26 protein-coding genes are annotated in these 26,430 nt (G+C 67.2%); 14 read left to right on the top strand and 12 right to left on the bottom strand.

The window, feature by feature from the left end; translation table 11 throughout:
• The first annotated feature begins 18 nt into the window (after positions 1-18).
• From NNX37_RS15720 to NNX37_RS15705, 4 genes are all read left to right on the top strand, one after another.
• Complete coding sequence (locus NNX37_RS15720) at positions 19-792, top strand: SDR family NAD(P)-dependent oxidoreductase (RefSeq protein ID WP_255793689.1); 774 nt, start codon at positions 19-21, stop codon at positions 790-792.
• Between the two features lie 2 nt (positions 793-794).
• Positions 795-2,039: an acyl-CoA dehydrogenase family protein gene (locus tag NNX37_RS15715; protein ID WP_255793688.1), complete on the top strand. Its 1,245-nt coding sequence runs from the start codon at positions 795-797 to the stop codon at positions 2,037-2,039.
• Between the two features lie 293 nt (positions 2,040-2,332).
• Positions 2,333-2,782, top strand: coding sequence for a hypothetical protein (locus NNX37_RS15710; protein ID WP_255793687.1), 450 nt, complete (start codon positions 2,333-2,335; stop codon positions 2,780-2,782).
• Positions 2,783-2,972: 190 nt separating this feature from the next.
• Positions 2,973-3,278, top strand: a complete 306-nt coding sequence (locus tag NNX37_RS15705; RefSeq protein ID WP_255793686.1) for a hypothetical protein — start codon at positions 2,973-2,975, stop codon at positions 3,276-3,278.
• A gap of 26 nt (positions 3,279-3,304) precedes the next feature.
• Here NNX37_RS15705 and NNX37_RS15700 read toward each other — a convergent pair whose 3' ends face one another.
• A complete protein-coding gene (locus tag NNX37_RS15700; protein WP_255793710.1) occupies positions 3,305-4,210 on the bottom strand; it encodes an RluA family pseudouridine synthase in 906 nt (301 codons plus the stop codon).
• Between the two features lie 126 nt (positions 4,211-4,336).
• On the opposite strand from NNX37_RS15700, the gene NNX37_RS15695 reads away from it, so the two are divergent.
• The 5 genes from NNX37_RS15695 to NNX37_RS15675 all read left to right on the top strand — a co-directional run bounded on the left by NNX37_RS15695 (position 4,337) and on the right by NNX37_RS15675 (position 10,607).
• Positions 4,337-5,893: a SulP family inorganic anion transporter gene (locus NNX37_RS15695; RefSeq protein ID WP_407079977.1), complete on the top strand. Its 1,557-nt coding sequence runs from the start codon at positions 4,337-4,339 to the stop codon at positions 5,891-5,893.
• A gap of 191 nt (positions 5,894-6,084) precedes the next feature.
• Positions 6,085-7,221 (top strand): ABC transporter substrate-binding protein, encoded by a 1,137-nt coding sequence (locus NNX37_RS15690; protein ID WP_255793685.1) that lies wholly within the window; start codon positions 6,085-6,087, stop codon positions 7,219-7,221.
• A gap of 10 nt (positions 7,222-7,231) precedes the next feature.
• On the top strand, positions 7,232-8,311 hold the full coding sequence (locus tag NNX37_RS15685; protein ID WP_255793684.1) for a FecCD family ABC transporter permease: 1,080 nt from the start codon (positions 7,232-7,234) through the stop codon (positions 8,309-8,311).
• Positions 8,308-9,210 (top strand): ABC transporter ATP-binding protein, encoded by a 903-nt coding sequence (locus tag NNX37_RS15680; protein WP_255793683.1) that lies wholly within the window; start codon positions 8,308-8,310, stop codon positions 9,208-9,210. The genes NNX37_RS15685 and NNX37_RS15680 overlap by 4 nt, the downstream gene beginning before the upstream one ends.
• Complete coding sequence (locus NNX37_RS15675; RefSeq protein ID WP_255793682.1) at positions 9,207-10,607, top strand: hypothetical protein; 1,401 nt, start codon at positions 9,207-9,209, stop codon at positions 10,605-10,607. The genes NNX37_RS15680 and NNX37_RS15675 overlap by 4 nt, the downstream gene beginning before the upstream one ends.
• Before the next feature lie 208 nt (positions 10,608-10,815).
• Here the strand turns inward: NNX37_RS15675 and NNX37_RS15670 are convergent, their stop codons facing one another.
• Positions 10,816-11,412, bottom strand: a complete 597-nt coding sequence (locus NNX37_RS15670; RefSeq protein ID WP_255793681.1) for a LysE/ArgO family amino acid transporter — start codon at positions 11,410-11,412, stop codon at positions 10,816-10,818.
• A 69-nt stretch (positions 11,413-11,481) separates the two neighbouring features.
• Here NNX37_RS15670 and NNX37_RS15665 point away from each other — a divergent pair, with 69 nt between their 5' ends.
• A complete protein-coding gene (locus NNX37_RS15665) occupies positions 11,482-12,348 on the top strand; it encodes a LysR family transcriptional regulator ArgP (RefSeq protein ID WP_255793680.1) in 867 nt (288 codons plus the stop codon).
• 29 nt (positions 12,349-12,377) lie between these two features.
• Here NNX37_RS15665 and NNX37_RS15660 read toward each other — a convergent pair whose 3' ends face one another.
• The 7 genes from NNX37_RS15660 to NNX37_RS15630 all read right to left on the bottom strand — a co-directional run bounded on the left by NNX37_RS15660 (position 12,378) and on the right by NNX37_RS15630 (position 21,654).
• Entirely contained in the window at positions 12,378-12,770 is a 393-nt protein-coding gene (locus tag NNX37_RS15660; protein ID WP_255793679.1) for a VOC family protein, read from the bottom strand.
• A gap of 254 nt (positions 12,771-13,024) precedes the next feature.
• Positions 13,025-13,822 (bottom strand): Fpg/Nei family DNA glycosylase, encoded by a 798-nt coding sequence (locus NNX37_RS15655; protein WP_255793678.1) that lies wholly within the window; start codon positions 13,820-13,822, stop codon positions 13,025-13,027.
• 38 nt (positions 13,823-13,860) lie between these two features.
• Positions 13,861-18,732, bottom strand: coding sequence for an ATP-dependent helicase (locus tag NNX37_RS15650; protein WP_255793677.1), 4,872 nt, complete (start codon positions 18,730-18,732; stop codon positions 13,861-13,863).
• Between the two features lie 69 nt (positions 18,733-18,801).
• Positions 18,802-19,521 carry a DUF4232 domain-containing protein gene (locus NNX37_RS15645; RefSeq protein WP_255793676.1) on the bottom strand — a complete coding sequence of 240 codons (720 nt, stop codon included), beginning with the start codon at positions 19,519-19,521 and terminating at the stop codon, positions 18,802-18,804.
• Positions 19,522-19,634: 113 nt separating this feature from the next.
• Entirely contained in the window at positions 19,635-20,360 is a 726-nt protein-coding gene (locus tag NNX37_RS15640) for a YcnI family copper-binding membrane protein (RefSeq protein WP_255793675.1), read from the bottom strand.
• Positions 20,361-20,436: 76 nt separating this feature from the next.
• Complete coding sequence (locus NNX37_RS15635; RefSeq protein ID WP_255793674.1) at positions 20,437-21,066, bottom strand: hypothetical protein; 630 nt, start codon at positions 21,064-21,066, stop codon at positions 20,437-20,439.
• Positions 21,067-21,198: 132 nt separating this feature from the next.
• Entirely contained in the window at positions 21,199-21,654 is a 456-nt protein-coding gene (locus NNX37_RS15630; RefSeq protein WP_255793673.1) for a 23S rRNA (pseudouridine(1915)-N(3))-methyltransferase RlmH, read from the bottom strand.
• A 108-nt stretch (positions 21,655-21,762) separates the two neighbouring features.
• Between NNX37_RS15630 and NNX37_RS15625 the strand changes: the two genes are divergently transcribed.
• Positions 21,763-22,629, top strand: a complete 867-nt coding sequence (locus NNX37_RS15625) for a patatin-like phospholipase family protein (protein ID WP_255793672.1) — start codon at positions 21,763-21,765, stop codon at positions 22,627-22,629.
• Between the two features lie 15 nt (positions 22,630-22,644).
• Here NNX37_RS15625 and NNX37_RS15620 read toward each other — a convergent pair whose 3' ends face one another.
• Entirely contained in the window at positions 22,645-22,953 is a 309-nt protein-coding gene (locus NNX37_RS15620) for a hypothetical protein (RefSeq protein ID WP_255793671.1), read from the bottom strand.
• An 8-nt stretch (positions 22,954-22,961) separates the two neighbouring features.
• Positions 22,962-23,249 carry a hypothetical protein gene (locus NNX37_RS15615; protein ID WP_255793670.1) on the bottom strand — a complete coding sequence of 96 codons (288 nt, stop codon included), beginning with the start codon at positions 23,247-23,249 and terminating at the stop codon, positions 22,962-22,964.
• A gap of 214 nt (positions 23,250-23,463) precedes the next feature.
• Between NNX37_RS15615 and NNX37_RS15610 the strand changes: the two genes are divergently transcribed.
• Positions 23,464-24,345, top strand: coding sequence for a manganese catalase family protein (locus NNX37_RS15610; protein ID WP_255793669.1), 882 nt, complete (start codon positions 23,464-23,466; stop codon positions 24,343-24,345).
• Positions 24,346-24,411: 66 nt separating this feature from the next.
• Here the strand turns inward: NNX37_RS15610 and NNX37_RS15605 are convergent, their stop codons facing one another.
• The gene (locus NNX37_RS15605) at positions 24,412-25,227 is read right to left on the bottom strand and encodes a GAF and ANTAR domain-containing protein (RefSeq protein WP_255793668.1); all 816 of its coding nucleotides are present in this window, start codon (positions 25,225-25,227) and stop codon (positions 24,412-24,414) included.
• A gap of 264 nt (positions 25,228-25,491) precedes the next feature.
• Here NNX37_RS15605 and NNX37_RS15600 point away from each other — a divergent pair, with 264 nt between their 5' ends.
• Complete coding sequence (locus NNX37_RS15600; RefSeq protein WP_255793667.1) at positions 25,492-25,887, top strand: hypothetical protein; 396 nt, start codon at positions 25,492-25,494, stop codon at positions 25,885-25,887.
• A gap of 58 nt (positions 25,888-25,945) precedes the next feature.
• Positions 25,946-26,425: a hypothetical protein gene (locus NNX37_RS15595; RefSeq protein ID WP_255793666.1), complete on the top strand. Its 480-nt coding sequence runs from the start codon at positions 25,946-25,948 to the stop codon at positions 26,423-26,425.
• The last annotated feature ends 5 nt before the right edge of the window (positions 26,426-26,430 follow it).

Here is a 26,430-nt window from a genome sequence, read left to right as displayed (position 1 = left end):
ATCAGCCAGGAGGAACGCATGGATATCGCAGGCGCATCGGCCATAGTTACAGGGGGAGCGTCCGGTCTCGGACGGGCAACGGCACGGCGGTTGTACGACGCCGGTGCCTCCGTGGTCCTGGTCGACCTGCCGCAGTCCGAGGGACTTGCCTACGCGGCGGAACTCGGCGACAACGCCCGGTTCGTGCCCGGCGACGTCACTAACCCGGACCAGATGCAGGCCGCCGTCGAAGCAGCCATGGCAGCAGGACCGCTCCGCGTGGCCGTGAACTGTGCCGGCATTGCGACGCCGGGCAAGGTGCTGGGCCGGGATGGCGTCCTGCCGCTGGAGGACTTCGCCCGCGTAGTCAGCGTGAACCTGATCGGCACGTTCAACGTCACCCGCCTGGCCGCCGCCGCCATGGCCGAAACGGACCCGGTCACCGCCAACGGAACCGAGGAACGCGGCGTCATCATCAACACCGCCTCTGTTGCCGCCTTCGACGGGCAGATCGGCCAGCCCGCCTACTCCGCGTCCAAGGGCGGCGTCGCAGCCATGACCCTGCCGCTGGCCCGCGAATTGGCCCGCCACCTGATCCGGGTGGTCACCATCGCGCCCGGAATCTTCGAAACACCGATGATGGCCGGCCTGCCGCAGGCCGCCCAGGATTCCCTGGCGGCACAGGTGCCGCACCCCTCACGCCTGGGCCGCGCCACCGAATACGCCTCCCTGGCCGCCCACATCATTGAAAACCAGATGCTCAACGGCGAAACGATCCGCCTGGACGGCGCCATCCGGATGGGACCGCGCTGACCTTGACGAACCGCCCCGCACTACTGGACCAGCTGCCCGACGCCGATTTCTACGGTTTCGAAGACCTGCTCACCGACATCGAGAAAGACAAACTTGCCGAACTCCGGCGGTTCCTCGCCGAGGAAGTGCAGCCGCACGCCGCGGACTGGTGGAACGAGGCGCGGTTCCCCTCCGACCTCCTGCCGAAGCTGGCGCAGCTGGAACTCTCCACGCCCGTGGCGCAGGGGTATTCGCCGCTGTTTGCCGGCCTGGTGATCTCGGAAATGACGCGCGCAGACACCTCGCTCGCCACGTTCTTCATGGTCCACCACGACCTGTTTGTCGAAGCGCTGCATGCCTTCGGATCCGAGGAGCAGAAGGCCCGGCTGCTCGACGACGCCCGCGCGCTGCGGATCACCGGTGCCTTCGCGCTGACCGAACCGGAGCACGGTTCGGACGTGGCCGGCGGAATGGCCACCACGGCTGTGCGCGACGGCGACGAGTGGGTGCTGAACGGCGCCAAACGCTGGATCGGCAACGGAACCTTCTGTGACTACATGGTCCTGTGGGCGAGGGAGCCGGAGACCGGATACACCCGCGGTTTCCTGCTCGACGCGAACCTGCCCGGGGTGACCCGGACCCGGATCGAAAACAAAACCGCGCTGCGCACCGTGCAGAACGCCGACATTGTGCTGACCGACGTCCGGGTGCCCGCGGCGGACCTGCTCGCCGGAGTGGAAAGCTTCGACGACACCAAGCAGCTGCTGCGCGGCTCCCGGATCATGGTCGGCTGGCAGGCAGTGGGAGCGCAGCTGGCCACCTTCGACGTCGCCCGCGCCTACGCCGTCGAACGCCTCCAGTTCGGCCGCCCCCTGGCCGCGTTCCAGCTGATCCAGCAGCAGCTGGTGTCCATCCTCGGCAACGCCGTGGCCAGCACAGGAATGCTGGCACGGGTTACCGAGCTTGAGCACGGCGGATACCCGGCGGCCGACGGCACGGACAGTGCGCCCGGGGAAAAACCGGCCGACGGCGGCGCGGCCAGCGGCGGCATGGCCCGGGCCGCGTTGGCGAAGTCCTACGCCAGCGCAAGGATGCGCGAATCCGTGGCCCTGGGCCGCAGCATCCTCGGCGGCAACGGCATTGTCACCGACTACCGGATGGCCAAGATCTTCGCCGACGCCGAGGCCATCTACACGTACGAGGGCACCTACGAAATCAACACGCTGATTGTCGGGCGGGACATTACCGGGGTGTCGGCGCTGAGATAGGTGTGGCCCCTTGGCCTCTCCTTGGCCTCTGCGGGGCACCTCTGTGGCCCCTGCGGGGCCTGGAACGGCGGCAACGAAATTTCCGCGCTCGCAGAGCTCGCGGGAAATATTAAAGCCGCCTTCCTCCAGGCCCCTCCGGAGCCCCCGGTGGCGCAGGCATCACGGGAGCTGCCCGTCACCGCGGATGCCCCCAAGCCGGACGCCGGGTGGCATGGAGACTTCAGGATCAGTAGGCTTACTAAATGGGCCGCATCGATGGCGGCCCGGTTTACCGGACGTGAAAGGCATGGTTTATGACCGAGCAGAGCATTCCTGATCCCGAACTGGGCGACGATCCGGTTCTCGCCGACGACGTAGCCGCGGTTGCCACGCCGGACGAACTGACGGTGGTGTCCGAAGACGAGCTGCTGGAGCAGGACGAACTGGTGGACGCTGAAGACCTCACGTACCCCGGCGCAGCAGAAGACAACCCGGATAACTGGCAGGAAGACCCGCTGATCCGCGAGGAAGCACCGTTGAACGAACCCGGTGAACTCTCGGATCAGACCCTCCGCGACGACACGGCCGAAGAGCGCTTCCTGACCGGCGACACGCAGATTCCGCCGGATGCGCCGACCATCGGCGAGGCAGCCAATGACGTCGACTTCGGCGATCCGATGGCAGGCGAAGAAGAAGACGCCAGCGACGACCCCGCGCACCGCGGCGGCGACCCCCTGGCCGGCTTCAACCCGGACGACGTCTAGGCCGGCGAGCCCTCAAGCAACAACGCAAACCCTCATGGGGTCCGGCGATAGTGGTCTACGGACTGCCGCCGGGCCCCATGTCTGTGTCCGGCTCCTGCTTGTCCGGCCCTTCGGGTACCGGGTCGGGGTGCCCGGTCCGGGTGCTGAACGGCGTCGCAGGAACCCCCGGCATCCGCACTAGGCTGGATCCATGCCTTCCTTCCGCGTCCAGTTGAACATCCTCGGAGTGAAGCCGGGCAACCCGCCGGAGGCTGTGATGGAAACAGCCGTCGCTGCACTGGCCGCGGCACACCATGTGGAGGCAAACCAGCTGGACATCGTTTCCGGGGTTCCGCGGATCACCCTCCGCTTTACGGTCCCGGATGACGAATGGTCCGTGGAGAACTCCCGGGCACGCCGCGCCGCCATCAACATGCGGGCGGCCGTGGAAGAAGTCGCAAAGGGACAGGACCTGCGCGTGCTCCGGCGGATGCGCGGACGCTGGACGGTGCTGTAGAAGGCCGGCTGCCGTAAAGGGACGGCCTAGGCGCCTGGGAAAGCGTCCAAGGAAAGTTGGCTGCGGTACTCGACCGGCTGGCGGGTCAGCGGATCGGTGAACTGCACGGACCGCGCCAGCAGCTGCAGCGGCTTGGCATAGTCGTCCGGCGCCTGGGGCAGCAGTTCCGGGTAGAACGAATCGTTCAGGATCCCGATGCCCTGCGAGGCCATATGCACCCGCAGCTGATGGGTCTTGCCGGTGTGCGGCAGCAGCCGGTAGCGGCCGAGCCCGCCGCGGCTCTCCAGCAGCTCGATCCGGGTTTCCGCGTTCGGCTCCCCCTCAATTTCCTGGGCCAGCAGATAGGTGCGGGACTTGATCATCCGGCTGCGCACAATCCTCGGCAGCTCGAGGTCCTCCCGGACCGGAGCCACCGCCTCGTATTCCTTGCTGATCCGGCGCTTCTCGAACAGTGTCTGGTATTTCCCCCGGGTCTCCGGGTTCGTGGAGAACAGCAGCACCCCCGCGGTCATGCGGTCCAGCCGGTGCATGGGAATCAGGTCCGGAATCTCCAGCTGGACCCGCAGCCGCACCAGGGCAGACTCGGCCACATACATGCCGCCCGGCGTCGTCGGCAGGAAGTGCGGTTTGTCGACCACCAGCAGGTCGTCGTCCTGGTGCAGGATGCCGATCTCCACCGGGATCCGCTCTTCGGGCGGCAGCTCCCGGTAATACCAGATGAAGGTGTGCTCGGTCAGGGGAGTGGCGGCTGTCAGCGGAATGCCGCCCAGGCCCACCACTTCACCGCGCTTGAACCGGTCCACAATGCCGTCCGGGTTTACATGGCCGAAGCGCTCGAGGACGTAGTCCATGGCGGTGTCCCACGGTCCTTCGCCGGGAAGGCGCAGGCGGGTGGCGTTGACTCCGTTGCGCACGGGAAGAGGGGACTGCATCACGGTTTCAGGATATCCCGCCGGCGGGCTTAAATTGGGCTGGGCTGTCCTGAGCGCAGATGGGCCCGCTCGTCTGAACATCCAGGCAGTTCCTGCCGCAGAAAACCACATCCGAAACGGAGCCCGGTGGCCACCAAACCAGTTCTTTCTCCTTCTGAGCCGACGAAGCCGACGTCGCCCGCGGCGCCAACGACGGCGGCGCTGACGCCGGAGGAGCGCCAGTCAGTCCTGCGCACCCTGCGTTCGCCGAAGCTGCTCAAGACAGAGGTTCTGGCCGGGCTGGTGGTGGCGCTGGCGCTCATCCCCGAGGCCCTGGCCTTCTCCGTCATCGCCGGGGTGGATCCGAGGATCGGCCTGTTTTCGGCCTTCACCATGGCCATCACCATTTCCTTCCTGGGCGGCCGCCCGGCCATGATTTCCGCCGCGACCGGCGCCGTCGCCCTGGTGATCGCCCCGCTGGTGGCCTCCCACGGCGTGCAGTACATGATTGCTGCAGTGCTGCTCGCCGGCGTGTTCCAGGTGCTGCTTGCCCTGCTCGGCGTGGCGAAGCTGCTGCGGTTCATCCCGCGGCAGGTCATGGTGGGCTTCGTCAACGCGCTGGCCATCCTCATCTTCATCGCCCAGGTGCCCGAGCTGCTGGGCGTGCCCTGGCTGGTCTATCCGCTCACGGCCCTTGGGCTGCTCATCGTCTTCGGACTGCCGCGGCTGACGACGGCGGTGCCGGCGTCGCTGGTGGCCATCGTCGTCATCACGGCGATCACGGTGGCCGCGTCCGTCACCGTCCCGACCGTGGGGGACAAGGGCGAACTGCCGGACAGCCTGCCGTCCCTGCTGCTGCCCGATGTTCCCTTCAGCCTGGCCACCCTGGAGGTGATCTTCCCGTACGCGCTGGCCGTCGCCTTTGTGGGCCTGCTGGAATCGCTGATGACGGCCAAACTGGTGGACGACGTCACCGACACCCGCTCCAACAAGACCCGGGAGGCCTGGGGCCAGGGCGCGGCCAACCTTGTCACGGGCTTCTTCGGCGGCATGGGCGGCTGCGCGATGATCGGCCAGACCATGATCAACGTGAAGGGCTCCGGTGCCCGGACCCGGATTTCCACCTTCCTCGCCGGTGTCTTCCTGCTCCTCCTCGTGGTGGTCCTCGGAGACGTTGTGGCGCTCATTCCCATGGCCGCCCTGGTGGCCGTCATGATCTTCGTGGCCGTGACCAGCTTCGACTGGCACAGCATCCGCCCCTCCACGCTGAAGATGATGCCCAAGAGCGAAACCGCCGTCATGCTGGCCACCGTGGCCGTGACGGTCTGGACCAACAACCTGGCCAGCGGCGTCGGCGTCGGCGTGCTTGTGGCCATGGTGCTGTTCGCCCGCCGGGTGGCGCACTTCGTCACCGTGGACCGCACGCTCACCGGGAACGACGCCGAGGCCACCGCCGTCTACACGGTCAACGGCGAGCTGTTCTTCGCCTCCTCGAATGACCTCTACTCGCAGTTCGAGTACGTCCTCGACCCGCCGAATGTGGTCATCGACCTGAGCGGCTCCCACGTCTGGGATGCCTCCACCGTGGCCGCCCTGGACGCCGTAACGGAGAAATACCGGCGGCGCGGAACCGAAGTACGCATCACCGGGCTGAACGACGCCAGCGTGCAGATCCGCCAGCGGATGGCAGGGAAACTGCCGTAGCCGGCGGCGGTGTTTTTACCGCGCGGGCGTGATCATAACTCCGGGACGGAACAGGGTGGCGCCCCTGGAATGCGTGAGATATCCCACCCAATAATTAGGGCATATAAATATGCTGTAATACGTTCCGGTGTGCTCTGATGTTTAGGTCATCCCTCGCTGAGGCGAGGCTTACCTGAGCGATAGGAACACCGTTGTCCCGGTCCACCATTCCCGCATTTCCGTCACGTCGCGCCCTGCTGGGCGGGGGGCTCGGCCTGGCCGCGCTTGCCCTCGGAGCCTGCTCCTCCCGTGACACTGTCGGTACTGCGGGCGCGGCCGGTGCGGCAGGGTCCGGTGGTTTTACGGTGACGGATATGCGCGGCGTCAAGGTGTCCTTCGACGCCCCGGTGCAGAAGATCGCCACCACGGTCATTCCCTCCCCATCCATGCTGGCGGCGGTGGACGGCGGCTACGCAAAGATCGTAGGCATCAACGAATCCACGCTGCAGGCCAACCGGCAGGGCCTGTTCGGAGAGATGTTCCCCGAATCGAAAAGCACCACCACCATCTCGCCGTCGAGCTTCACCCCCAACATCGAAACCATCACCGCGCTGGAACCCGACGTCGTGTTCCAGTGGGCGGACCAGGGCGCCGGACTCGTGGAGCCGCTGGAAAACGCCGGTTTCAAGACCGTCTGCCTGCTCTACGGCACGCAGGAATACCTGGAAACCTGGATGTCGCTGTTCTCCACCATCCTCGGCAAGCCCGAGCGCGGCACCGAGATTGTGGACTGGATGCATACCGAGATCGCCCGGCTGCAGGATGAACTCTCCGCAGTTTCACAACCCGTACGCGTGGTCCATTTGGGCCAGTCCGGCGACGGCTACTCGGCTTCCAACAAGTCCTCCTACATGCACTACTGGATGGAGCTGGCCGGCGGGCGGAATATGGCGGCGGAGAATCTCTCGGCGGAGAACGTGGTCAGTGCGGAACAGCTGATCGAGTGGGACCCCGAAGTCATCACCCTGGGCGGCTTCGACGCCCGCACCCCGGCGGAGGTCTACGCGGATCCCGCCCTGGCATCCGTGTCGGCAGTGAAGAACCGCCGGGTCTACAAGGCACCCCTGGGCGGGTACCGCTGGGAGGTTCCCTGCGCCGAATCACCGCTGATGTGGCAGTGGGCCGCGGAGGTCTTCCATCCCGGCCGGGCCACGAACACACTGCGAGCGGCCATGAAGGAAAAGATCGCGTACCTCTACGGGTACGAGGTATCCGATGCCCAGATCGACGCCGCCCTGCGGCTGGACCTGAACGGGGCCAGCGTTGGCTACGACGTCTTCCGCCGCTGAGGTGCCCACCGTGTCCGCCGCTTCTCCCGCCGCTGATGCGCCGACGTCGTCGTCCCGGCACCGCCGGTACATCCTGCCGCTCTGCGCCCTGATCCTGTGCGCAGTGGCCCTGGTCTCCATGGCCGCCGGACGGTTCTGGGTGCCGCCGAACGAAATCCTGCGCATCCTGTTCAACGAAGTCACCGCCCTCTTTGGCGGCGACGGGATGCTCCGCCGGACCTGGACCGAACAGGAAGCCACCGTGGTCCTGGACGTCCGGCTGCCGCGCGTCCTGCTGGCCTTCCTGGTGGGCGGTGCGCTTTCGCTCGGCGGCGCGTGCCTGCAGGCGCTGTTCCGCAATCCGCTGGTCAGTCCGGACATCATCGGGGTCACCGCCGGGGCGTCCTTCGGCGGCGTGCTGGTCCTGACCCTCGGGCTGTCCGGCGGCTGGATGGTCGGCGGCGCCTTCGGCTTCGGGCTGGCCGCCCTCGCCGGGGTCCTGCTGCTGGGCCGGCTGGGCGGCCGGGACAACGCGATGCTGATGATCGTCCTGGGCGGGATTGTGGTGGCAGCGTTCTTCAACGCGCTGGTTTCCTTCATGACCTACCTGGCCGACCCCTACTCCGAACTGCCCTCGATTGTGCACTGGCTGCTCGGCTCCATTGCCGCCGCCAGCTATGACAAAGTGCTAACCGCACTCGTCCCGGTGGCCGTGGGTGCGGTGGTGGTCCTCGCCCTGCGCTGGCGGCTCAATGTCCTGTCGCTGGGCGACGACGACGCCGCCGCCCTGGGTGTGAATCCGCACCGCTCGCGGGTGGTGCTGCTGTGTGCGGTCGCCCTGATGACCGCCGGCACCGTGGCGGTGGCCGGAGCCGTCGGCTGGGTGGGTCTGGTGGTTCCGCACCTGGCCCGGCTCTGGGTGGGGCCGGACCACCGGATCCTGCTGCCGGCGTCGCTGCTGCTGGGCGGGACCTATCTGATGCTCATCGATACGCTCAGCCGCTCCATCAGCAGCAGTGAACTGCCGCTGGGCATCCTGACCGCCATCATCGGCGCGCCGGTGTTTGTGCTGCTGCTGGCCCGTTCGCAGAAGAAAGCCGAACTCTCATGACCGCCCTTTCCACGCCCGGTGCGGTTTCCGGGAACCTCGTTTCCGGAAACTCGGCCGACTCTGCGCCGCTTCTGCAGGCCACCGATCTGGGCTTCCGCTACTCCCGGGTGCGCCCGTGGCTCTTCCGGAACCTCGGCTTTTCCCTGGAGCGCGGGGAAATCCTCTCCATCCTCGGCCCCAACGCGCGGGGCAAGACCACGCTGCTCAAATGCCTGTCCGGGCTGCTGGCACCTCGGGAGGGCCAGGTTCACGGAGCCACCGGCATCGGCTACGTGCCGCAGGACCACGGAGCCGGCCCGTCCTTTTCCGTCGCCGAGATGGTGCTGATGGGCCGCACCCGGCACCTGCGTGCCTACCAGACTCCGCGCCGCGAGGACCACGACGCCGCCGACGCCGCCATGGAGCGGGTGGGCGTGGGTGGCTGGGCCGGACGCGACTATTCCACCCTCTCCGGCGGGCAGCGGCAGCTGGTGCTGATTGCCCGGGCTGTGGCCTCCGGCTGCGAACTGCTGATCCTGGACGAACCGGCTTCAGCACTGGACCTGAACAACCAGTCCCGCGTGCTGAGCGTGCTCACCGGACTGGCTGCGGAGGGCATGGGCATCATCATGACCACCCACCATCCCGACCACGCGCTGCACGTGTCCCGCAACGCGCTGCTGTTTGTCGGCAGCCATGACGTCCGCTGGGGTCCCACCGAGGAGCTGCTCACCGGCGCGGCCCTGTCCGAGGTCTACGGCCTGCCCATCTGCACCCCGAAGGTCGACACGGTATCCGGGCAACGCGTGATCGCGGTGCCGGACTTTGGCCCGTCCTGCCGGGCCTGCCCGGTGCCCGGTGCAGTCGGGGTGCCGACACCGGTGGAACTACGAATCCCCTTTGGAAAGGACACCCCGTGATTCTTCGTCTAATCGGCGGTACCCCCATGCGCGGTGCCGCCGACACCACCTGGCGCGGCGCGATCGAGGACGTTGACGCCTACGACCTCGACGACGACGCCGCCCGGGTCCGGATCCTTGCAGCGGACGGGCTGGTGATCAGCGGCGGAGTGGACCACGTCCTGCTCGGCAGGCACCGTGACGCACTGACCGGATTCGTCCGGTCCGGCGGCCGGGTGCTGGTCAACGGGCAGGTGGTGAAGCCGTTCATCGACGGGCTGGCGGCCTGGCGCAAGCTGGAATTCCGCGGTCCGCAGGACGTCCGGCCGCATCCGGTCTTTCCGCACCCGGTCTGGAAGGGTATCGACTACCGGGACCTGCACTACCGCACCGGCGTGCCCGGAACCCACAGCTATGAGCGGCTGGAGGAGATCGGCGTCGCCGGGTTCTACGGCCGCGGCTATCACCTGGATCTGCCTGCGGAAGCTTCCCTGGTGACCGGGATCGGGCAGTACGCGCTTCCGCTGGACTACAGCTATCCGCTGGGGAACGGGGAGGTGCTGGTCCACGGCGGCAATGACCTGGAGAGCTTCAGCGATGACGGATATTCCACCCGGGTGCTCGGCCCGAACCTGGTGGACTGGCTCGGGGGCGGAGTGCGGGACACGGTTGAGCTGAAGCCAGCGGGACCGGTAGCTGCCGTCGCCGGCATCCGCCCGGCCGCGGGCGCTCGCCCGGACACCGCTGCTACCCGCCCGGCCGCCGCCGCTCGCGAGGCGGGGCAGGCCGCACCGCGGATCGGGCTGCTCCACGGCGGCACCTTTCCGGCACTGCGCACCCTGGCCGATCCGGCCCTGGCACCCTACCGGCTGGAATCCGTCTATCTGCCGGACGCCGATCCCTCCGCGCTCGCAGGCCTGGACGTAGTGATAGTCAGCGACCGGCTGCATCAGGGCCAGCTCGCCCGCTTTGTGCCCGCGATCCTCGCGGCACTGCAGGACCCCGGAAAAACCGTCATCGTGCTGGGGGAGAACAAGGTGGAGCAGTGGCTGCCCGGCATCGGGTACAGCTTCCGCCCCACGGTGTTCTGGATGTGGCGCACCGGTGAGGACAACGGCACCCGGCTGCGGCTGCCCGAGGATTCCCTGTGGGAGTTCTTCACCCCGTGGTCCGTGTCCTGGCACCACCATGGACTGCTGCATCCGCGCCCCGGGGCCCGCTCGCTGGTGGTGATGGAAGAGGACGGCGCCGAGTCCGGCTCACTGCTGTACGTGGACGAGGTGAACCAGCCGGCCCGCCTGCTGGTGACCACGATGGACCCGGTCTACCACCATGGATCCGGCTTTATGCCCGGCGCTTCGCAGCTGCTGTACTCGCTGCTGCGCTGGGTCACCGCCACGCACGCACCGCGGGCCTAGCAGGAGGCGCAGGCGGAGGTTCTGCTGCCCTTTGCCCGCACGCCATCCCAGACATTGTTGCTGGTGGTGCTGCTGTGACAACAGGAAGTAACAGGAGCACCACCCGGTGGGATGCTGTGTCGGACGGTCGCTGGGGCTTCGCGTTTTACAGCGTCAGGGCCACACGGCTTTAATTCGGTTGGCCGAGGCTGGCTCAGGCTTACCCCCGTTAGCCCAAGACCAGCCGGACGGCGAGGACCAGCATGACCATGCCGATCAGCAGATCCACAATCTGCCAGGTGCGCGGCCGGTTCAGCACCCCCGACAGCGCACGGGCCCCGTAGCCCAGCGCCGTGAACCAGATCAGGCTGCCGACGGCGGCGCCGGCCGCGAATATCCAGCGGGTGTCCGGCCCGTACTGGTTCGCGATGCTGCCCAAGAGCACCACGGTATCCAGATAGACATGCGGGTTCAGGAAGGTCAGAGCGAGCGTGGTCAGGACGACCGTGCCCTTAGCCCGGGGTGCCTGCGCCTCCAGCACTGAAGGCCTGGCGGCGGAGATCAGGGACCGGATACCCCACCAGGTGAGATAGGCCGCGCCGCCCCAGCGGAGGATTTCCAGGACCGCCGGGAACCGGGACACCAATGCCCCGATCCCGGCGGTGCCGCCGAAGATCAACAGGGCATCACTGATGATGCAGAGGGCAACCACGACGCCGATGTGTTCCCGCCGCAGGCCCTGCCTCAGCACAAACGCATTCTGCGCCCCGATGGCGACAATCAATCCCAGTCCGGTGACCATGCCGGTTACCCAAATACTCCACATGCCTCGACGGTAACCACCACTGGCGGTTCAGACAAACGAAAGATTTGAAGGATGCATTAGGTTTGCTTCATGAACTTCGAGCATCTCCGTGCGCTGTCCGCCGTCGTCGACGAGGGAACATTTGAAGCGGCGGCGGACCGGCTGCACATCAGCCCGTCCGCCGTAAGCCAGCGCATCAAGGCGCTGGAAAGTTCCGTGGGCCAAGTCGTCGTCCGCCGCGCGGTGCCCTGCACGCCGACGGAGGCGGGCGCGGTCCTGCTGCGCATGGCCCGGCAGGTGGAGCTGCTGGAGGGGGAGGCCCGCTTTGCACTCTCCGGTGACACTTCACTGCGGACGACGACGCCGGTGGCCGTCAATGCGGACTCCCTCGCCACGTGGTTCGTGCCGGTCCTTTCCGACGCAGCCGGGTGGACGGACAGCACCTTAAACCTGCATGTGGAAGACCAGGACCACAGTGCGCGGCTGCTGCGCCAGGGGGACGTCATCGGCGCGGTCACCGCCGATCCGGCACCGGTCAACGGCTGCAGGGTCGAGGCGTTGGGTGCCATGCGCTACCTCCCGGTGGCGGCGCCGGGCCTGCACCGGCGCTTCGTACGGGAGGACGGCGTCGACTGGGCCGCCATGCCGGTGGTGCAGTTCAACGCCAAGGATGATCTGCAGCGCCGGTTCCTGCAGGCGCGCGGCGCTGACGGCCTTCCGCCCCGGCACACCGTTCCGTCCTCGGAAGCGTTCCTGGCCGCGGTCCGTGCAGGCCTCGGCTGGGGCATGCTCCCGGAACTGCAGCTGGGCACGGACCTGGACGACGGGACCTTGGTGCTCCTCGATGCCGAGTCCCACCGCGACGTCGTGCTGTACTGGCAGGCCTGGAAGCTGGACTCGCAGCGGCTGCACCGCATCAGCGACGCTGTCCGGCGGGCCGGCCGGCAGCTGAGATAAGGGAGCCCGCGGCCGGAGTTGCCCCGCCCTCAATCCACGAAAAGGCAGAAGGGATGCCCGTCCGGGTCCAGGAACACCCGTACATCCTCCTGGGGCTGATACTCGGCGGCCACGGCACCACATTCGCTGGCGTGGGCGGAGCCCCGGTCCAAATCGTCTACCCGGATGTCCAGGTGCATCATCATCTGCTGGCTGCCCTCGGCGGAGGGCCATACCGGGCGGACGTAGTGTTCGTCGATGTGAAAGGACAATCCGGGGCCGCCGGCCGGGTTATGCAAGACCACCCAATCCGGCTCGGACGCTACCGTCTCCCACTCCAGCAGCCGTGCGTAAAACGAGGCGAGTGCCCGCGGATCCGGGGAGCTGATGGTCGTCGAGGACAGCTGCAGACCGCCGTTGCGCGAGTTCCGATGATTGGCCATGCGCAGCATTCTGTCACCGAAGCTCCCGCTCCTATCGGGGAATCGGAAATCGAATCTGCAGCAATTACCATTTTCAGGCCATAAATCTGCAACTCTTGCAGACTCGATCCGGCGAACGGTAACTTTTGCAGACTCGATCCCCGCGCCCACCCGGTTGACGATGAAGGTCAGCTTGGGGCCCTGCAGTACAGCTGCCCGGCCATGACCTTTCAGGGAGGAGCGATCCCTCCGCCGACTAACCCGGAGCTGCCGGGCTAACCCGGAAACGGCTGGCAGTGCGGGCAGTAGTACAGGTCCCGCAGCTCCATCTCGTTGTCGCCGAGCAGCTCATGCGTCACCTTGGTGCCGCAGCGCAGGCAGCCGCGCCGTTCCCGGTTATAGACCCAGAGCTGGTCCCGCCCCATGGCGCCGGTGGTGATCCGACGGGACCGGGCCTTGTTCACTTCCAGCAGCCGCTTGGACAGGTCCACCAGCCGCGGCAGGTCCGGCACGTCGGAGACCGGGGTCAGCGGATGGATGCCGGCCAGAAAACACAGCTCGCACCGGTAAATGTTGCCGATTCCGGCGAGGTTACGCTGGTCCAGCAGCGCCAGGCCGATGGGCCGCTCGGGCTGGGCAGAGATGCGGCGCAGCGCTTCCTCGGCGTCCCAATCCGGTCCCAGCAGGTCGGGACCAAGGTAGCCCACGGCGTCGTCCTCTTCCTTACGGCCCAGCACCCGCAGGAACCCCAGATCGAACCCGACCACCTGGTGGGTGTCCGTCTCGAGGATGCAGCGGGCCTTGAACGCCGGACGCCGCCACTTCTCTCCGCGGGCGTAGACGTGCCAGAGCCCCTCCATCTTCAGATGGGAGTGGAGAATCCAGCCGTCCACGGGATCGCCGCCGCGGATCAGCAGATGCTTGCCGCGGGACACCACGTCCTGCACAGTGGAGCCGGTGAAATCCGTGGTGGCGAACTTGGGGACACGGATGTCGCACCGGGTCAGCTCTTTGCCGGCCAGGACGGCATTGAGGTCCCGGGCGGCGCGCCAGATCGTATCGCCCTCAGGCACGGTTCCTCCCCGGCTCGACAGTGCACGGGGTCAACAATTCAGACACGGTAGCGCAGCCCCTTCGGCGTGGTGTAGAAACCGGCGGCGGTCAGCGCCCGTGCCGCTTCGGTGTCGAGGATATCGGTCCCGTTGACCTTCTCAATGGCCATCTTTTCCGCCGCACCGCGCCGGATGATCCGCACCAGCGCGGCGGCCGAGAGCTCCAGTGCCGCCGGCTCCTCGGTGAACGTCAGCAGCGTCTTGCCGCCGCGCTCGGCATACAGCGCCAGGTCGCCGTCGACCAGGACCACCAGTGCACCGGCCTTACGCCCGGGCCGGTGCCCGCCCTCCAGCGTGGGCCAGGGCAGCGCGGCACCGTAGGGGTTGGCCGGATCGGTGGCGGCCAGGGCGATGGCGGACGGTTCGGGCTGCTTCAGCTGCGCGTCTTCGGAGAAGGAGCGGAGCCGGTCCACGGTGGCGGGCACCGCGAACTGGGCTGCACCGAGCTGTTCAATGAAGTAGCCGCGCCGGCACCTGCCCATCTCTTCCAGCCGGGCCAGCACCCGGTACAGCAGGGCGAAGCCGCCCGGCGTGCCTTCGCTGGCCACGGAGCCGCGGGTGACCACGCCGTAGCGGTCCAGCATCAGCTCGGCCGTGGCGTGGGCATGCAGGGTCGCGTCGGTTTCCACTTCGGGGAGCAGGCTCCACCGTCCGGCGACCAGCGGCGGTGCGTTGCGGAGTGCCGGGGCCGATGCGCCGCCTGCCGCGAGCCGCATGGAGCTGCCCGTCAGCGACGCCCCGGGCGCCCGGCCCAGCCGTCCCATCCGCGCGGTGCGGGCGCGGGGTGTGGCGGCCCGCTGCTTATGGGCGGTTTTGCCGCTCGAGAGCAGGGACCGAACCGGGGTGAAGGTGTCATTGCTGATCCGTCCGGCCCAGACGAGTTCCCAGAGGGCGGAGATGATGTTCGCGTCCGTTTCGGCAATGCCGTCCGCGGCGAGGCCGTCGCCGAGCTGGCGGAAGAAGTACGCACCGCCGTTGCCCAGCAGCTCCAGCAGCCGCTGGTGCAGGCCGCCGGGCTCGAAGTCCGGGGCGGGATTGAGTGTGAGCGGCGCGTTTTCCGCCAGGTGCAGGGCAATCCACCCGTCGTTGCCGGGCAGGGAGCCGCTGCCGGACCACACCACTTCGCCCGTGGCGGTCAGCTCATCCAGCATGGCCGGGGCGTAGTCGCGCACCCGGGAGCCCAGGATCAGCGGTTCCCAGGCCGATGCCGGAATCGGCACGCCGGAAAGCTGGTCGATCACGGTGGCCACGCCGTCGAGCCCGCGCAATGACGAACCTACGTTCTGCCAGGCCGGCAGGAACCGCCCGTAGGTGGCGGGGTCCACCGGTTCCACCTCGGAGCGCAGGGCCGCGAGCGAACTGCGCCGCAGCCGCCGCAGCACCTCGACGTCGCACCACTCGGTTCCGCCGGGGGTGCCGGGGACGGTGGCCGGGGGAGGAGAGTCAACGCCGTCCGCCGCGTCCAGCAGCAGCGTTTCGGCGGGCCGGAATTCACCTTCCGCGACGCGTCCCTCACCGGCCAGCCGCTGCAGGGTGCCGGTGACGACGGCGACGCCGAGGCCCAGCCGGGTGGCGGCCTCCACGGCAGTAAAGGGACCGTGAGTGCGGGCATACCGGCCGACCAGATCGCCCAGGGGGTCGGCCACCGGTTCGATGAAGGCCAGCGGCACCCCCATCGGCAGCGGAACACCGAGGGCATCCCGCAGCCGGGCGGCGTCTTCGATGGCGGCATACCGGGTGCTGCCGGCCATGCCGATCTTCAGGGCCCGGTTGGCCCGGACCAGCTGCTCGAGCAGCTCTTCGGCGTCCTCCGGGGCGGCGGTAGACGGAGCCGCGTCCCCCTCGCCGTCGTCGGCAGGTTCCACCGCCTGCAAACGGGCGGCGACCTCCGGCACGGACAGCGGCCCGAGCAGCCGCAGCAGGTCTGCGACGCCCTCCAGTCCGCGGGCATGGCGGTCCGGAGCCAGCCGCTGAAGCTCGCTCTCGATCCGGGCAATGATCCGCGCGTCCAGCAGTTCGCGCAGTTCGGCACGGCCCAGCAGCTCATTGAGCAGTGTGGGGTCCAGCGAAAGCGCGGCGGCTTTCCGTTCCGCCAGCGGAGAATCGCCCTCGTACAGGAAGGCGCCCATGTAGCCGAACAGCAGGGAGCGGGCGAACGGCGACGGCGAGGGCGTAGTGGTTTCCACCAGCCGGATTTCGCGCCGCTCAATGCCGGACGCAATGTCCTTCAGGGCCGGCAGATCGTAGACATCCTGCAGGCATTCCCGGACCGTTTCGAGCAGGATCGGGAACGTGGGGTACTTCTTGGCGACATCCAGCAGCTGCGCGGAGCGCTGCCGCTGCTGCCACAGGGGCGTGCGCTTGGACGGGTTCTGCCGCGGCAGCAGCAGCGCCCGCGCCGCGCATTCCCGGAACCGGGAGGCAAACAGGGCCGACCCGCCCACTTCGGCGGTGACAATGGAGTCGAGTTCCTCGGGGTCAAAGAGGAACAGTTCGGCGCCGGGCGGCTCGTCCTCCATCAGCGGCACCCGCAGCACAATGCCGTCGTCGGAGGCCATGGCTGAACCGTCCAGCCCGTACCGGGCGTGCAGCCGTGCCCCGACGGCGAGGGCCCAGGGTGCGTGCACCGGCATGCCGTAGGGGCTGTGCAGGACCACCCGCCAGTCGCCGAGTTCGTCGTGGAAGCGTTCCACCACCAGCGACCGATCGTTGGGCACCACATCGGTGGCCTGCTGCTGGTCCCGCAGGTAGGTGATCAGGTTCCCGGCGGCCCACTCATCGAGGCCGACGGCGGCCAGCCGCTCCCGTGCCGCGGCGTCATCCGCGGCGGCCATTTCGCGGACGAAGGTGCCCAGGGCACGGCCGAGTTCCACCGGCCGGCCCAGGGAGTCCCCGCGCCAGAACGGCAGCTTGCCGGGCTGGCCGAAGGCGGGCGAAACCAGCACGCGGTCGTGGGTGATGTCTTCGATCCGCCAGCTCGTGGCGCCCAGCGCGAAGATGTCCCCGACCCGGGATTCGTACACCATCTCCTCGTCGAGTTCACCGACGCGGCGGCTGTTTTTGCCTTCGGAATCACCCACCAGATAGACCCCGAAGAGGCCGCGGTCCGGGATGGTGCCGCCCGAGGTGACGGCGAGGCGCTGCGCACCGGGCCGGCCGGTAATGGTGCCTTCGGTGCGGTCCCAGACAATCCGCGGCCGCAGCTCGGCGAACTCGTCCGAGGGATAACGCCCGGACAGCAGGTCCAGGGTCGCGTCGAACGCGGAGCGCGGCAGGCCGGCAAAGGGTGCCGATTGGCGGACGACGTCGAACCATTCCTCCACATCGATGGACCCCAGTGCGGCGGCGGCCACGGTCTGTTGGGCCAGGATGTCCAGCGGGTTGGCCGGAATGGCGAGCGGTTCGATCTGCCCGGCGAGCATCCGTTCGGCGGTGACGGCCGAGTTCAGCAGGTCCCCGCGGTGCTTGGGGAACATCACGCCCTGGGAAATCTCGCCCACCTGGTGCCCGGCCCGGCCCACCCGCTGCAGGCCGCTGGCGACCGAGGGCGGGGATTCGACCTGCACCACCAGGTCCACGGCGCCCATGTCGATGCCCAGTTCCAGGGAGCTGGTGGCCACCACGCAGCGCAGCCGGCCGGATTTCAGGTCGTCTTCGATCAGGGCCCGCTGGTCCCGGGACACGGAGCCGTGGTGGGCGCGTGCCAGGACAGGGGTCTCGTCCTCCACCGCCAGGTCTGCACGGCGCAGCACGGACACCCCGGCCTGCGCCATGACCTGGGCCGGCGGATGCGCCGGCGACACGGGCAGGGACACGGGCGGTGAGATCCCGTCGGTTCCCGTGGCCGCCTGCGCAGCCTCCAGCCGGAAGGCGTGGATCTCGTTCAGCCGGGCGGTGATGCGTTCGGCGAGGCGCCGGGAGTTGGCGAACACGATGGTGGAGCGGTTGGCCTCGATGAGGTCGACAATCTTCTCCTCCACATGCGGCCAGATGCTCGCCTGCGGGGCATAGCCGCCCTCCACGGTGTCCTCGGTGGTAGGTGCGTTGCCCAGATCCGTCATGTCCTCCACCGGAACGGTGACGGTAAGGTTCCAGTTCTTCCGCGACTGGGGCGCCACGATCCGCACCGGCGCGTTTCCGCCGAGGAACCGGGCCACGGTTTCGTGCGGTTCCACGGTGGCGGAGAGGCCGATCCGCTGCACGGGTTTATCCAGCATGGCGTCCAGCCGGGCCAGCGTCACGGCCAGATGGGCGCCGCGTTTGGTGCCGGCCACCGCGTGGACCTCGTCCACAATCACGGTTTCCACTTCGGCCAGGGTTTCCCGCGCCTGCGAGGTGAGCATCAGGAACAAAGATTCGGGGGTGGTGATGAGGATGTCCGGCGGCCGGGTGAGCAGGGCGCGGCGTTCATTCTGCGGGGTGTCGCCGGACCGGACCCCCACGGTGATGGACGGTGCCGGAAGTCCGAGGCGTTTGGCGGTCTGGGTGATGCCGATCAGCGGGGAACGGAGGTTGCGTTCCACGTCGACGCCGAGGGCTTTCAGCGGCGAAATGTAGAGGACCTTGGTTTTTCGCTTGGGTTCGGTGTTCCGCTTCCGGCCTTTGGGCTTTGGGGCCGGCAGTTCCGCCAGAGGCAGCTGGGCGGGAACGGCGGGGTCCGCGGCGGCAGAGGCAATAAAGCTGTCCAGTGCCCAGAGGAAGGCGGCCAGGGTTTTGCCCGACCCGGTGGGGGCGACCACCAGGGCGTTGGCCCGCTCGGAGATGGCTTCCCAGGCTCCTACCTGTGCCGGGGTGGGCGCAGTGAAGGCACCCTCGAACCATTCCCGGGTGGCGGGGGTGAACTTGGCTAGCACCGAAGACGCCGATGTCATGGCACTATTCTTCCCCACCCCGGTGACAGTTTGGCCGCTGCCGCCGGGGGTTCGGCTGCAGGCCGAAAATCAGCGGGCCTGCAGGGTCCCTACCTGCAGCAGTTCGATGTCCGCGTTGCTGCATCCCGTGGAGGGGTAGGGGACGGTCAGGGAAGCAGTGTCCTCCGGCGGATAAACCAGCAGGGACGCGGTCTCCTGCACCTGGCAGCCGCCGTACTTCTGCGCCACGGTTTCCCGCAGCTCGGCAGCCGCGGACTGGCCGGGCGCCAGGGTCACGGGGAGGGCCCCGGCACCCTCGGTGCGGGCGGCCGGCGCACCTACCTGCTGCCCGGCAGCGTCAAGGTAGGAGACTCCGGGATAGCCGGACACGGTGCAGGTGCCGTCGGCGGAGACGTTGGTCAGCATCAGGACACGGGAAATGCCGTCTGCTCCGGCGCCGCCGGCAACACTCTCCACAGTGCCGGAGAGCATGTCAGCCGTGCAGGGGCCGGCGGCTGTTGTTCCGCCGTCCGTGGCCGCCGGTGACGGAGCCGGGGCAGCTTCGGGCGAGGCGGAAGGTGCGGCGCTCTCGGCGGCGGGTGGAGTGGCGCTGTCACCGGCGGACACCGACGGTGAAGCCGGCGAGGAAACGGCGGGTGACGCGGATGTGGATACCGCGGCGTCTTCCTCGTCCCGGGAACCGCATCCGGCAAGGACCGAACCGGAGAGGGCCAGCAAAGCCGTAAGGGCGAGTGCCTTGCGGGACAGGGAAGTTTTCGGGGACGTGGAGCCGGGTACCAAGGTGATCATGCTCTCACCATTGCCGTCCGGCGGGGGTGCGTCAATCCGCCCCGCTGGGCGGGGCGGATTGACGCGAAACCGTTACGGGTGCGGTCCGGGGTCCGCGGCCCCGGCCGGCAGGGTTAGACCCTGCTGCGGCCCCGGGTGCGGATCAGCGCGGTGACACCGGCGGCAAGGCCAAGCAGCCCCGCCCCGAGTCCCACGTAGCCGGCAATCTCCGCGGCGTCGTCATCGTCGTTCCGGTCCTCCGCGGAGGCGCGTTCCGGTGCGGTGGCGTGGCTGTCATCGACGTCGTGGTCGCCGTGATCGTCGTCGTCCGCTTCCGTGATGGTCACGGCCGGCGCGGGGGAGTCCAGGTCGTGGTCGGTCTGGCCTGCCGCCGGAATCTGGGACCAGTCCGACTCGCCCTTTTCACAGCTCTGCAGCACGGGGAAGGCAAGGGTGGTGTCCTCGGCGTCGGGCAGATCCACCCCGAGGGTAATGGTGTCCCGCACGCCGTCGGCGAGTGGTTCCTTGGCCGTGTAGACAATCTGGTGAGTCCGGGAGCTGACCTGCGAGCCGTTGGGCAGGGTCCGCGGTTCGGCCAGTTCCTCGGTGACCTTCTTGATGTCCCACCCGGCGTGGGCCGTGGGGGTGGCGTCCACCAGCTCGTCCGGGAGGGTGAACGTCAGTGACTTCGTGGGGGAGCCCTCGCAGCCGTGCGAGAGGTCGAAGGTCAGCAGCGCGGATTCGCCGGCCGCAGTGGTGTCAGGGGTGACGTGCACGTGGGCGGCGGCGGGGCCCAGACCGAGCGCCATCAGGGCGGCGGTGCCGCCGGCGGCAAGGAGGACGGAGGAGGAGGTACGCATGGAAAAAGCCTTTCGGTGGCGCAGTGAGCTGCGCCCGGGACCGCAGAGCAGCGGCGGGGGAAGTGAGGGAAAGAGGTTAGGCCAACGCGTACGACGGCGGTCCGCGCAGCGGGCGTGCCGGGCAGTACCGCATGCCCGGGGTGCCGGCGGCAGGGCCCGTGATCGCTCCGGCTGTGCGGAAGACCGGCAGGGAAACCGGAGCCGGGGGCGCGAACAGCGGCCTCAGCCACGCCGCCGTCGCGTGCAGGGCGTCTTCACCACGGGCCAGCGCCAGTGCGGAAAGCACCACGGCAGCCAGATGCGCGAGGAACAGTGCCGGGCCGGCGTCGGTATGCAGTGAAGAGAGGCCGGTCAGTTGGTGCGCTGCGCCTGCGTCGGCAACTGCGCCCGGCTCCGGGCAGAGAACTGCGACGCCGTGATGCACGGGCGCGCCGGGCAGGCACTGGACTCCGGAGGTCAGGACGCGGAACGCTCCGTGGAGGCCGAGCTGCGCGGCGCCGAGGACCAGGATCAGGCTGCCGGGCCGGAACCGGTGTCCGGCGGTGATGCTGACACCGGCCAGGGTGAACGCCGCCAGGGCGATGAGGAGGATCGGATCGGGAAGCATCCCGCCGCCGGCCAGGTGCGCACCCGCGGCCAGCGCGAAAATGACGGCAGTGGCAACGGCGGCGCGGAGCAGGCGGAAGGGGTCGGTGCGCTGGGGCATGCTTCCCTTTCCGGTCCCGCCGGCCGCGGCGCGGAGCCTGCCGGACTGCTGAAAAACTGCTCCTACTTTACCGTGCAGCCGCAGCGCCGGCGGCACGCACGACGCCGTGGGAGGGCGCCGTCGGGCCCCTGGCTATTCGTGGTGGTACGGGCGTCCGCCGGCAATCTCCTGCGCCCGGTACACCTGTTCGGCAAGGATCAGGCGGACCAGCTGGTGCGGGAAGACCAGGGGAGAGAGGGACCAGACAAAATCGGCGCGGTCATGGACGCTCGAGTCCACGCCGTACGCCCCGCCGATGATCAGGGTGACGTTGCGTGAGGAGTCCAGCGGCTTCTGCAGGGTCTGTGCCAGCGCCGGTGACGTGATGGCCTTGCCGCGCTCGTCCAGCAGGATCACGTAGTCGGATCCGACCTTCGCCAGCAGCCGTTCGGATTCCTCCCGGCGGGCGGCGTCGCCCTCGCGGGCCGAATGCGGAATGGGCACCCAGGTCAGGTCGAAGGGTTTCTTGAGCCGCTTTTCGTACCGGCGGATGCCGTCAACCACCCAGTCCTCGTGCTTGCGGCCCACCATCAGAACTTTTAATGCCATGGAACCATTCAAGCCCGGAATGACGCCGGTCCGGTAACCGGGTGGAGGACGGGCTTACACTGCGGGAACAGGAACAGCACTTCGACGGCGTCAGCCAGGGGGTTACAAGTGGTCAAAACGCGTGCGGTGGTGCTGGGCGGCGGCGGAGTTGCGGGTATCGCCTGGGAGATCGGTCTGCTGGGAGAGCTGCTGGATCAGGGTATTGACCTGAACGAGGCGGACCTGGTGGTGGGGACCTCCGCGGGGTCGGTGGTCGGTACGGCGCTGCGCTTCGGCCAGGTGCCCGCGGCGATGGCCGCCCAGGAGATGGCTCCGGAAGGCACCAGCGCCTCGGATTACCAGGAACCGGACACGTTCGACGGCGAGCGGTTCATGAACGTGATGGGTGCGGCCGGTTTCGGCGGCGGCGGGGAGAAAGCCGCCCGTGCACGGCTGGGGCAGCTGGCGCTTAAAGCGGACACGCAGCTGACCGAGGAGGCATGGGTGAACAGCATCCGTTCGCTGGTGCCTTACCCGGCATGGCCGGAAAAGGCACTGGGCGTCACCGTGGTGGACGCTGAAGACGGCAGTTTCCGGGTGTTCGACGGCGACTCCGGCGTGGACCTTGGCCTGGCGGTCACCGCCAGCTGCACGGTTCCGACGGTGTGGCCGCCCGTGCACATCAACGGGCGGGTCTATATGGACGGCGGGATGCGGTCAGGGACCAATGCCGATGTCGCTGCCGGCTATTCAAAGGTGCTGGTGGTTTCCTGCGGACTCGAGGCACCGCAGAGCCCCTTCGGACCCACCCTGCCGCAGGCGCTGAAAACCATCCGGAAGGACGGAAAGCCGTTGTTGATCGAAGCTGACGCACAGGCCTTGCAGGCGTTCGGCACCAATATGCTGCTCGATTCCACCCGCCGGCCCTCCGTGGCGGCGGGCCGGCGGCAGGGCAAGGAAATTGCCGACGTCGTTCGCCGTTTCTGGGAGGACTGAGCGCTCGGTGCCGGACTAGCGGTTGTCGCGGTCGACGTCGGCCTCGAGATCGGAACCCGGCTCAATCACCACGCCGTCTTCGCGCTGTTCGACGCCGTCGGCCTGGTGGGCGGTATCCGCGGCAGGGGAGGGGGCGGCAGCCGTTTCTGATGCGGCAGCGGCTTCGGCTTTTTCGCGCTCGTTGATGTGCTTGACGAGGAACTCGAGTTCGTCACTGTACTGCTGCAGGCGGTCGGAGCGGGACTCGGTAGCCAAAGCCATCACGAGGTCGGTCTGGCGTGCACGCAGCTGGGCAATGGTGGGCTGTGATTCGTTGGTGTCCATGCTTCATCCTAACGAGGCCCTTCTGCTGCCCGGCGCCGCCTCACATCGGCGCTGGAGGGTGCACGCGGACGCGCAGGCAGTTGGTCAATGAGCTCGTTCGCCGCATGGGCGAGGATGTCCCGCTGCAGGGGAGGGAGCGACAGGGAGCAATTGATGTAGGCATCCACCTCGTATTCGCCCGCCCCGCCGCCGATGCTGAAGTACTTCAGCCAAACCTCGGGCACGCTTAGCCTGGCGTCCTCGAGCGCTTTCTTGAGCAACTGCCGTTGCTCCGGCTCCACCTGCTCGAAACCCATCGTCCGCCCCTAGCTGCGCTCTCTGGTCCCGGCACTGATGATGGCCTGCCCTGTGAGATCGGCAGGGAATGCTGTGAGCCGGGCAATTCCATTCCATTCTATTACTAAGTTTGCTTACGAGTTGCCTGCTGGGCTAGGTTTTCCCTTACTGGCCCCCGGGGCCGCCATAAGAGGCGACCCAACCGATGTCGGGCCTGATATGCGGAGGTGCATAGTGTTTTTCCATAAGCAGGAACTCCAGTTCTCAGCCACACCCGATAAGCCGGACGCTGTTTTCGCCCGCAAGCTGCAGGAAGTCCTCGGCGGACAGTACGGCGAGATCACCGTAGCAATGCAGTACGGATTCCAGTCGTGGAATTCCCACCTGCCCGGCAAGTACCGTGACCTGCTCTACGGCATCGCCGCCGAAGAAATGGGCCACGTGGAAATGCTGGCCATCATGATCGCCCAGCTGCTGGAAAAGGCACCCCTGGGTATTACCGATGACGCCGTCCAATCCGACCCGACGATCGCAGCAGTAGTCGGTGGCATGGACGTACAGCACGCCATTGTTGCCGGTGCCGGTGCCCGTCCGGTGGACAGCAACGGCAACCCGTGGACCGGTGGCTACGTGACCGCCAGCGGCAACCTGCTTGCTGACTTCACGTCCAACGCCAACATCGAAATGCAGGGACGCCTCGCCGTCGCCCGCCTGTACCACATGACCGATGACAAGGGTGTTCGCGATATGCTCGCGTTCCTCCTGGCCCGGGACACGATGCACCAGAACATGTGGACGGCCGCTGCGAAGGAACTGCAGGAAGAGGGCCACGAGCTGCTTCCGGTTCCGAGCAACTTCCCGATCAAGAAGGAACACCGCGAGCTGTCCTACCAGTACCTGAACTTCTCCGACGGCAAGCATGCGTCCGAGGGCTCCTGGGCCTCCGGTCCCACGCCGGACGGCAAGGGCGAGTTCAGCTACCACGAGGGGCCGACGACGACGGCTCCCATGCCGGACGTCACCCGTCCGGATGCGCGTTACTACGGCACCACCGACATCCCCAATGTCGTGGAAAAGGTTGCCGGCACGGTTCAGGACAAGCTGAACCGCGAGTAATCCGCTAAAAAATGCTCAATGCCCGGACGGTTTCCGTCCGGGCATTGATCCTGCAGTCCTCAGGTCCTATTGCCGGAAATGCGTCTGCGCTTCAGTCTCCGAGACTGAACCCACCACCCGCTCGGCGATTTGCCGAAGTTTGATATTACGGCTGCCGGAAGCGGAAACCAGCATGGTGAAGGCTTCATCCTGGCTGCACCGGTTCTGTGCCATGACAATCCCTACGGCCAGATCAATAACCGTCCTGGAGTCCATTGCGGCACGCAGGTCCGCGGAGTGCTCACCACCGGCTGCCAGGCGGGCAGCCAACCGAACGGGCTTGGTGATGCGTCGGGCGAAGTCCTGGATCTGCTCGACCGTCGCGGTGTCGAAGTGACCTGCGCGGGCGCTGTACAGGCTGAGGGTAGCCACGCCGTCCGTTTCGAGGTCCAGCGGAAGAACGAGGACCGAACGCATTCCGGCCTGCTCCAGCACACCTACATACTGCTCCCACCGCTTTTCCCGGTGCAGATCCGGGATGTGCACCAGGGTCCGTTCATGGATTGCGGTGAGGCAGGGTCCCTCGGCGAAGTCGTACTGCAGGTCGTCCAGGGAGCCGGAGGGCGCGCCGCTGAAAGCCGCGCGGACGGGTTTGTGGTCCCGGGCGATGGTCATGGCGCATTCGACGGGACTCGCAGGGATGGAGAACGCCTTGGCGGTCAGCGCCGCAAGTTCGTGGAGGAACTCCTGCACCGTGACGCTGGAAAGAGTCAGGTCCTGCAGCCGCTCCACGAGGAAGAGGTCCAGGTCATCTGCCGTACTCTTCCGGTCTTCCTCCGACCGGCCCGCGCGGGTTTCCCATGGAGCTGTTGCGTCTTGTGCACTTGCTCCGGTTTCAGCCATTCCTACTTTCTACACCATTTGGCACTGGTCAGTAGGCTTGCCGTTTCTGTCGAGTTTGAACCGTTGGTTCCTCTCCCTGCAGACATCCGCTGCCGTATTCTCACGGAGGTGAGGGTGGTGCGCTTTCCGGGAAAATGTGCGGGCGGGCAGAGCTCGGCTCTTCGCTCAACCGTCGAGCGGTCAGCTGCATTATCAATGGGGTTCCACATATTCAAGCAGGAGGCATCGTAGGACGATGGACAATAATTCAAGTCTCAACGGCGGGTGAAATCGACGGATACTGCTATCGGAGCGAACGGGGGTACTGGCAAGGGCATCGCCCGAGTTACCAATATTGGTTATGCGGTTGCTCTTCTGATTGTTCTGGGAATAGCTATCTATCTCCTTCAGACCCTGCCCTGGGACACCCGGATGTCCGAGGGGACCCCTTCCTCCTCCAGGCTCAGCACCGCGACACTGCCGCTGCCGGCACTTATGATTACCCCGCTGCTCTTCCTCTCCCTCGTTTGGCGGTTACTGAGGAAAAGGCAGCGCCGGGTCGATAAGCCGGTGGAGATCCGTGACTACATCCTCGTGCTCTTGGTCCCGCTGGCGGTAGTCCTTATAGAGAGTTACCTCGCGTACACGCTTCTGGTTCGGGGCGGGGCACTTTCCGGCTAGCGGCGCGGAAGATGCAGTAGGTGTACCGAGGAATGTGCCCTAGAGCAGGGAGACGAAAATGAGCGGTGATCGCAATACGCGGCCTGAGGACACGGTCAACAATTTTGAGCGCGCGAGTGGGCATCCACCGGGGAAGTCTCCGGAGCTGTCACGGGGGCAGATCTGGTTTCTCCGGACGGTGATGCTCGGTGTTGTTTTTCTGGGCCTGCTAGTCGTCGGTGGCCCTCTAACGATCACTGCATGGGATGCCGGTCATCGGGGATCGATCGAGTGCACCGTAAGAGAGGCGGAGGGAAGCTATGAGCCGGGCAGTTATAGGGTGGGGGCGTCCTGGCGCGTGATCATCAGAAATTCCGACTGCGGCCAGCTAATAATGATGGAAGGCATTGATGAGTCCAACAACGAAGCGGTGGCAGCAGAGCTGACACCGGGTGGGCGCTTTACCTTTGAAATCGGAGCGGGTTCCAAAAACTTCCTTTGGCTAACAGATCGTCTGGGCATGACGACTGAAGCCTTCTCGTTTGAAAAAATAGACTGACTGCG

The organism is Arthrobacter zhaoxinii (assembly GCF_024385505.1).
GTDB classification, from domain to species: Bacteria; Actinomycetota; Actinomycetes; order Actinomycetales; family Micrococcaceae; genus Arthrobacter_B; species Arthrobacter_B zhaoxinii.
Note: the sequence above shows the minus strand (reverse complement) of the source record. Positions and strands in the feature narration are given on the sequence as shown.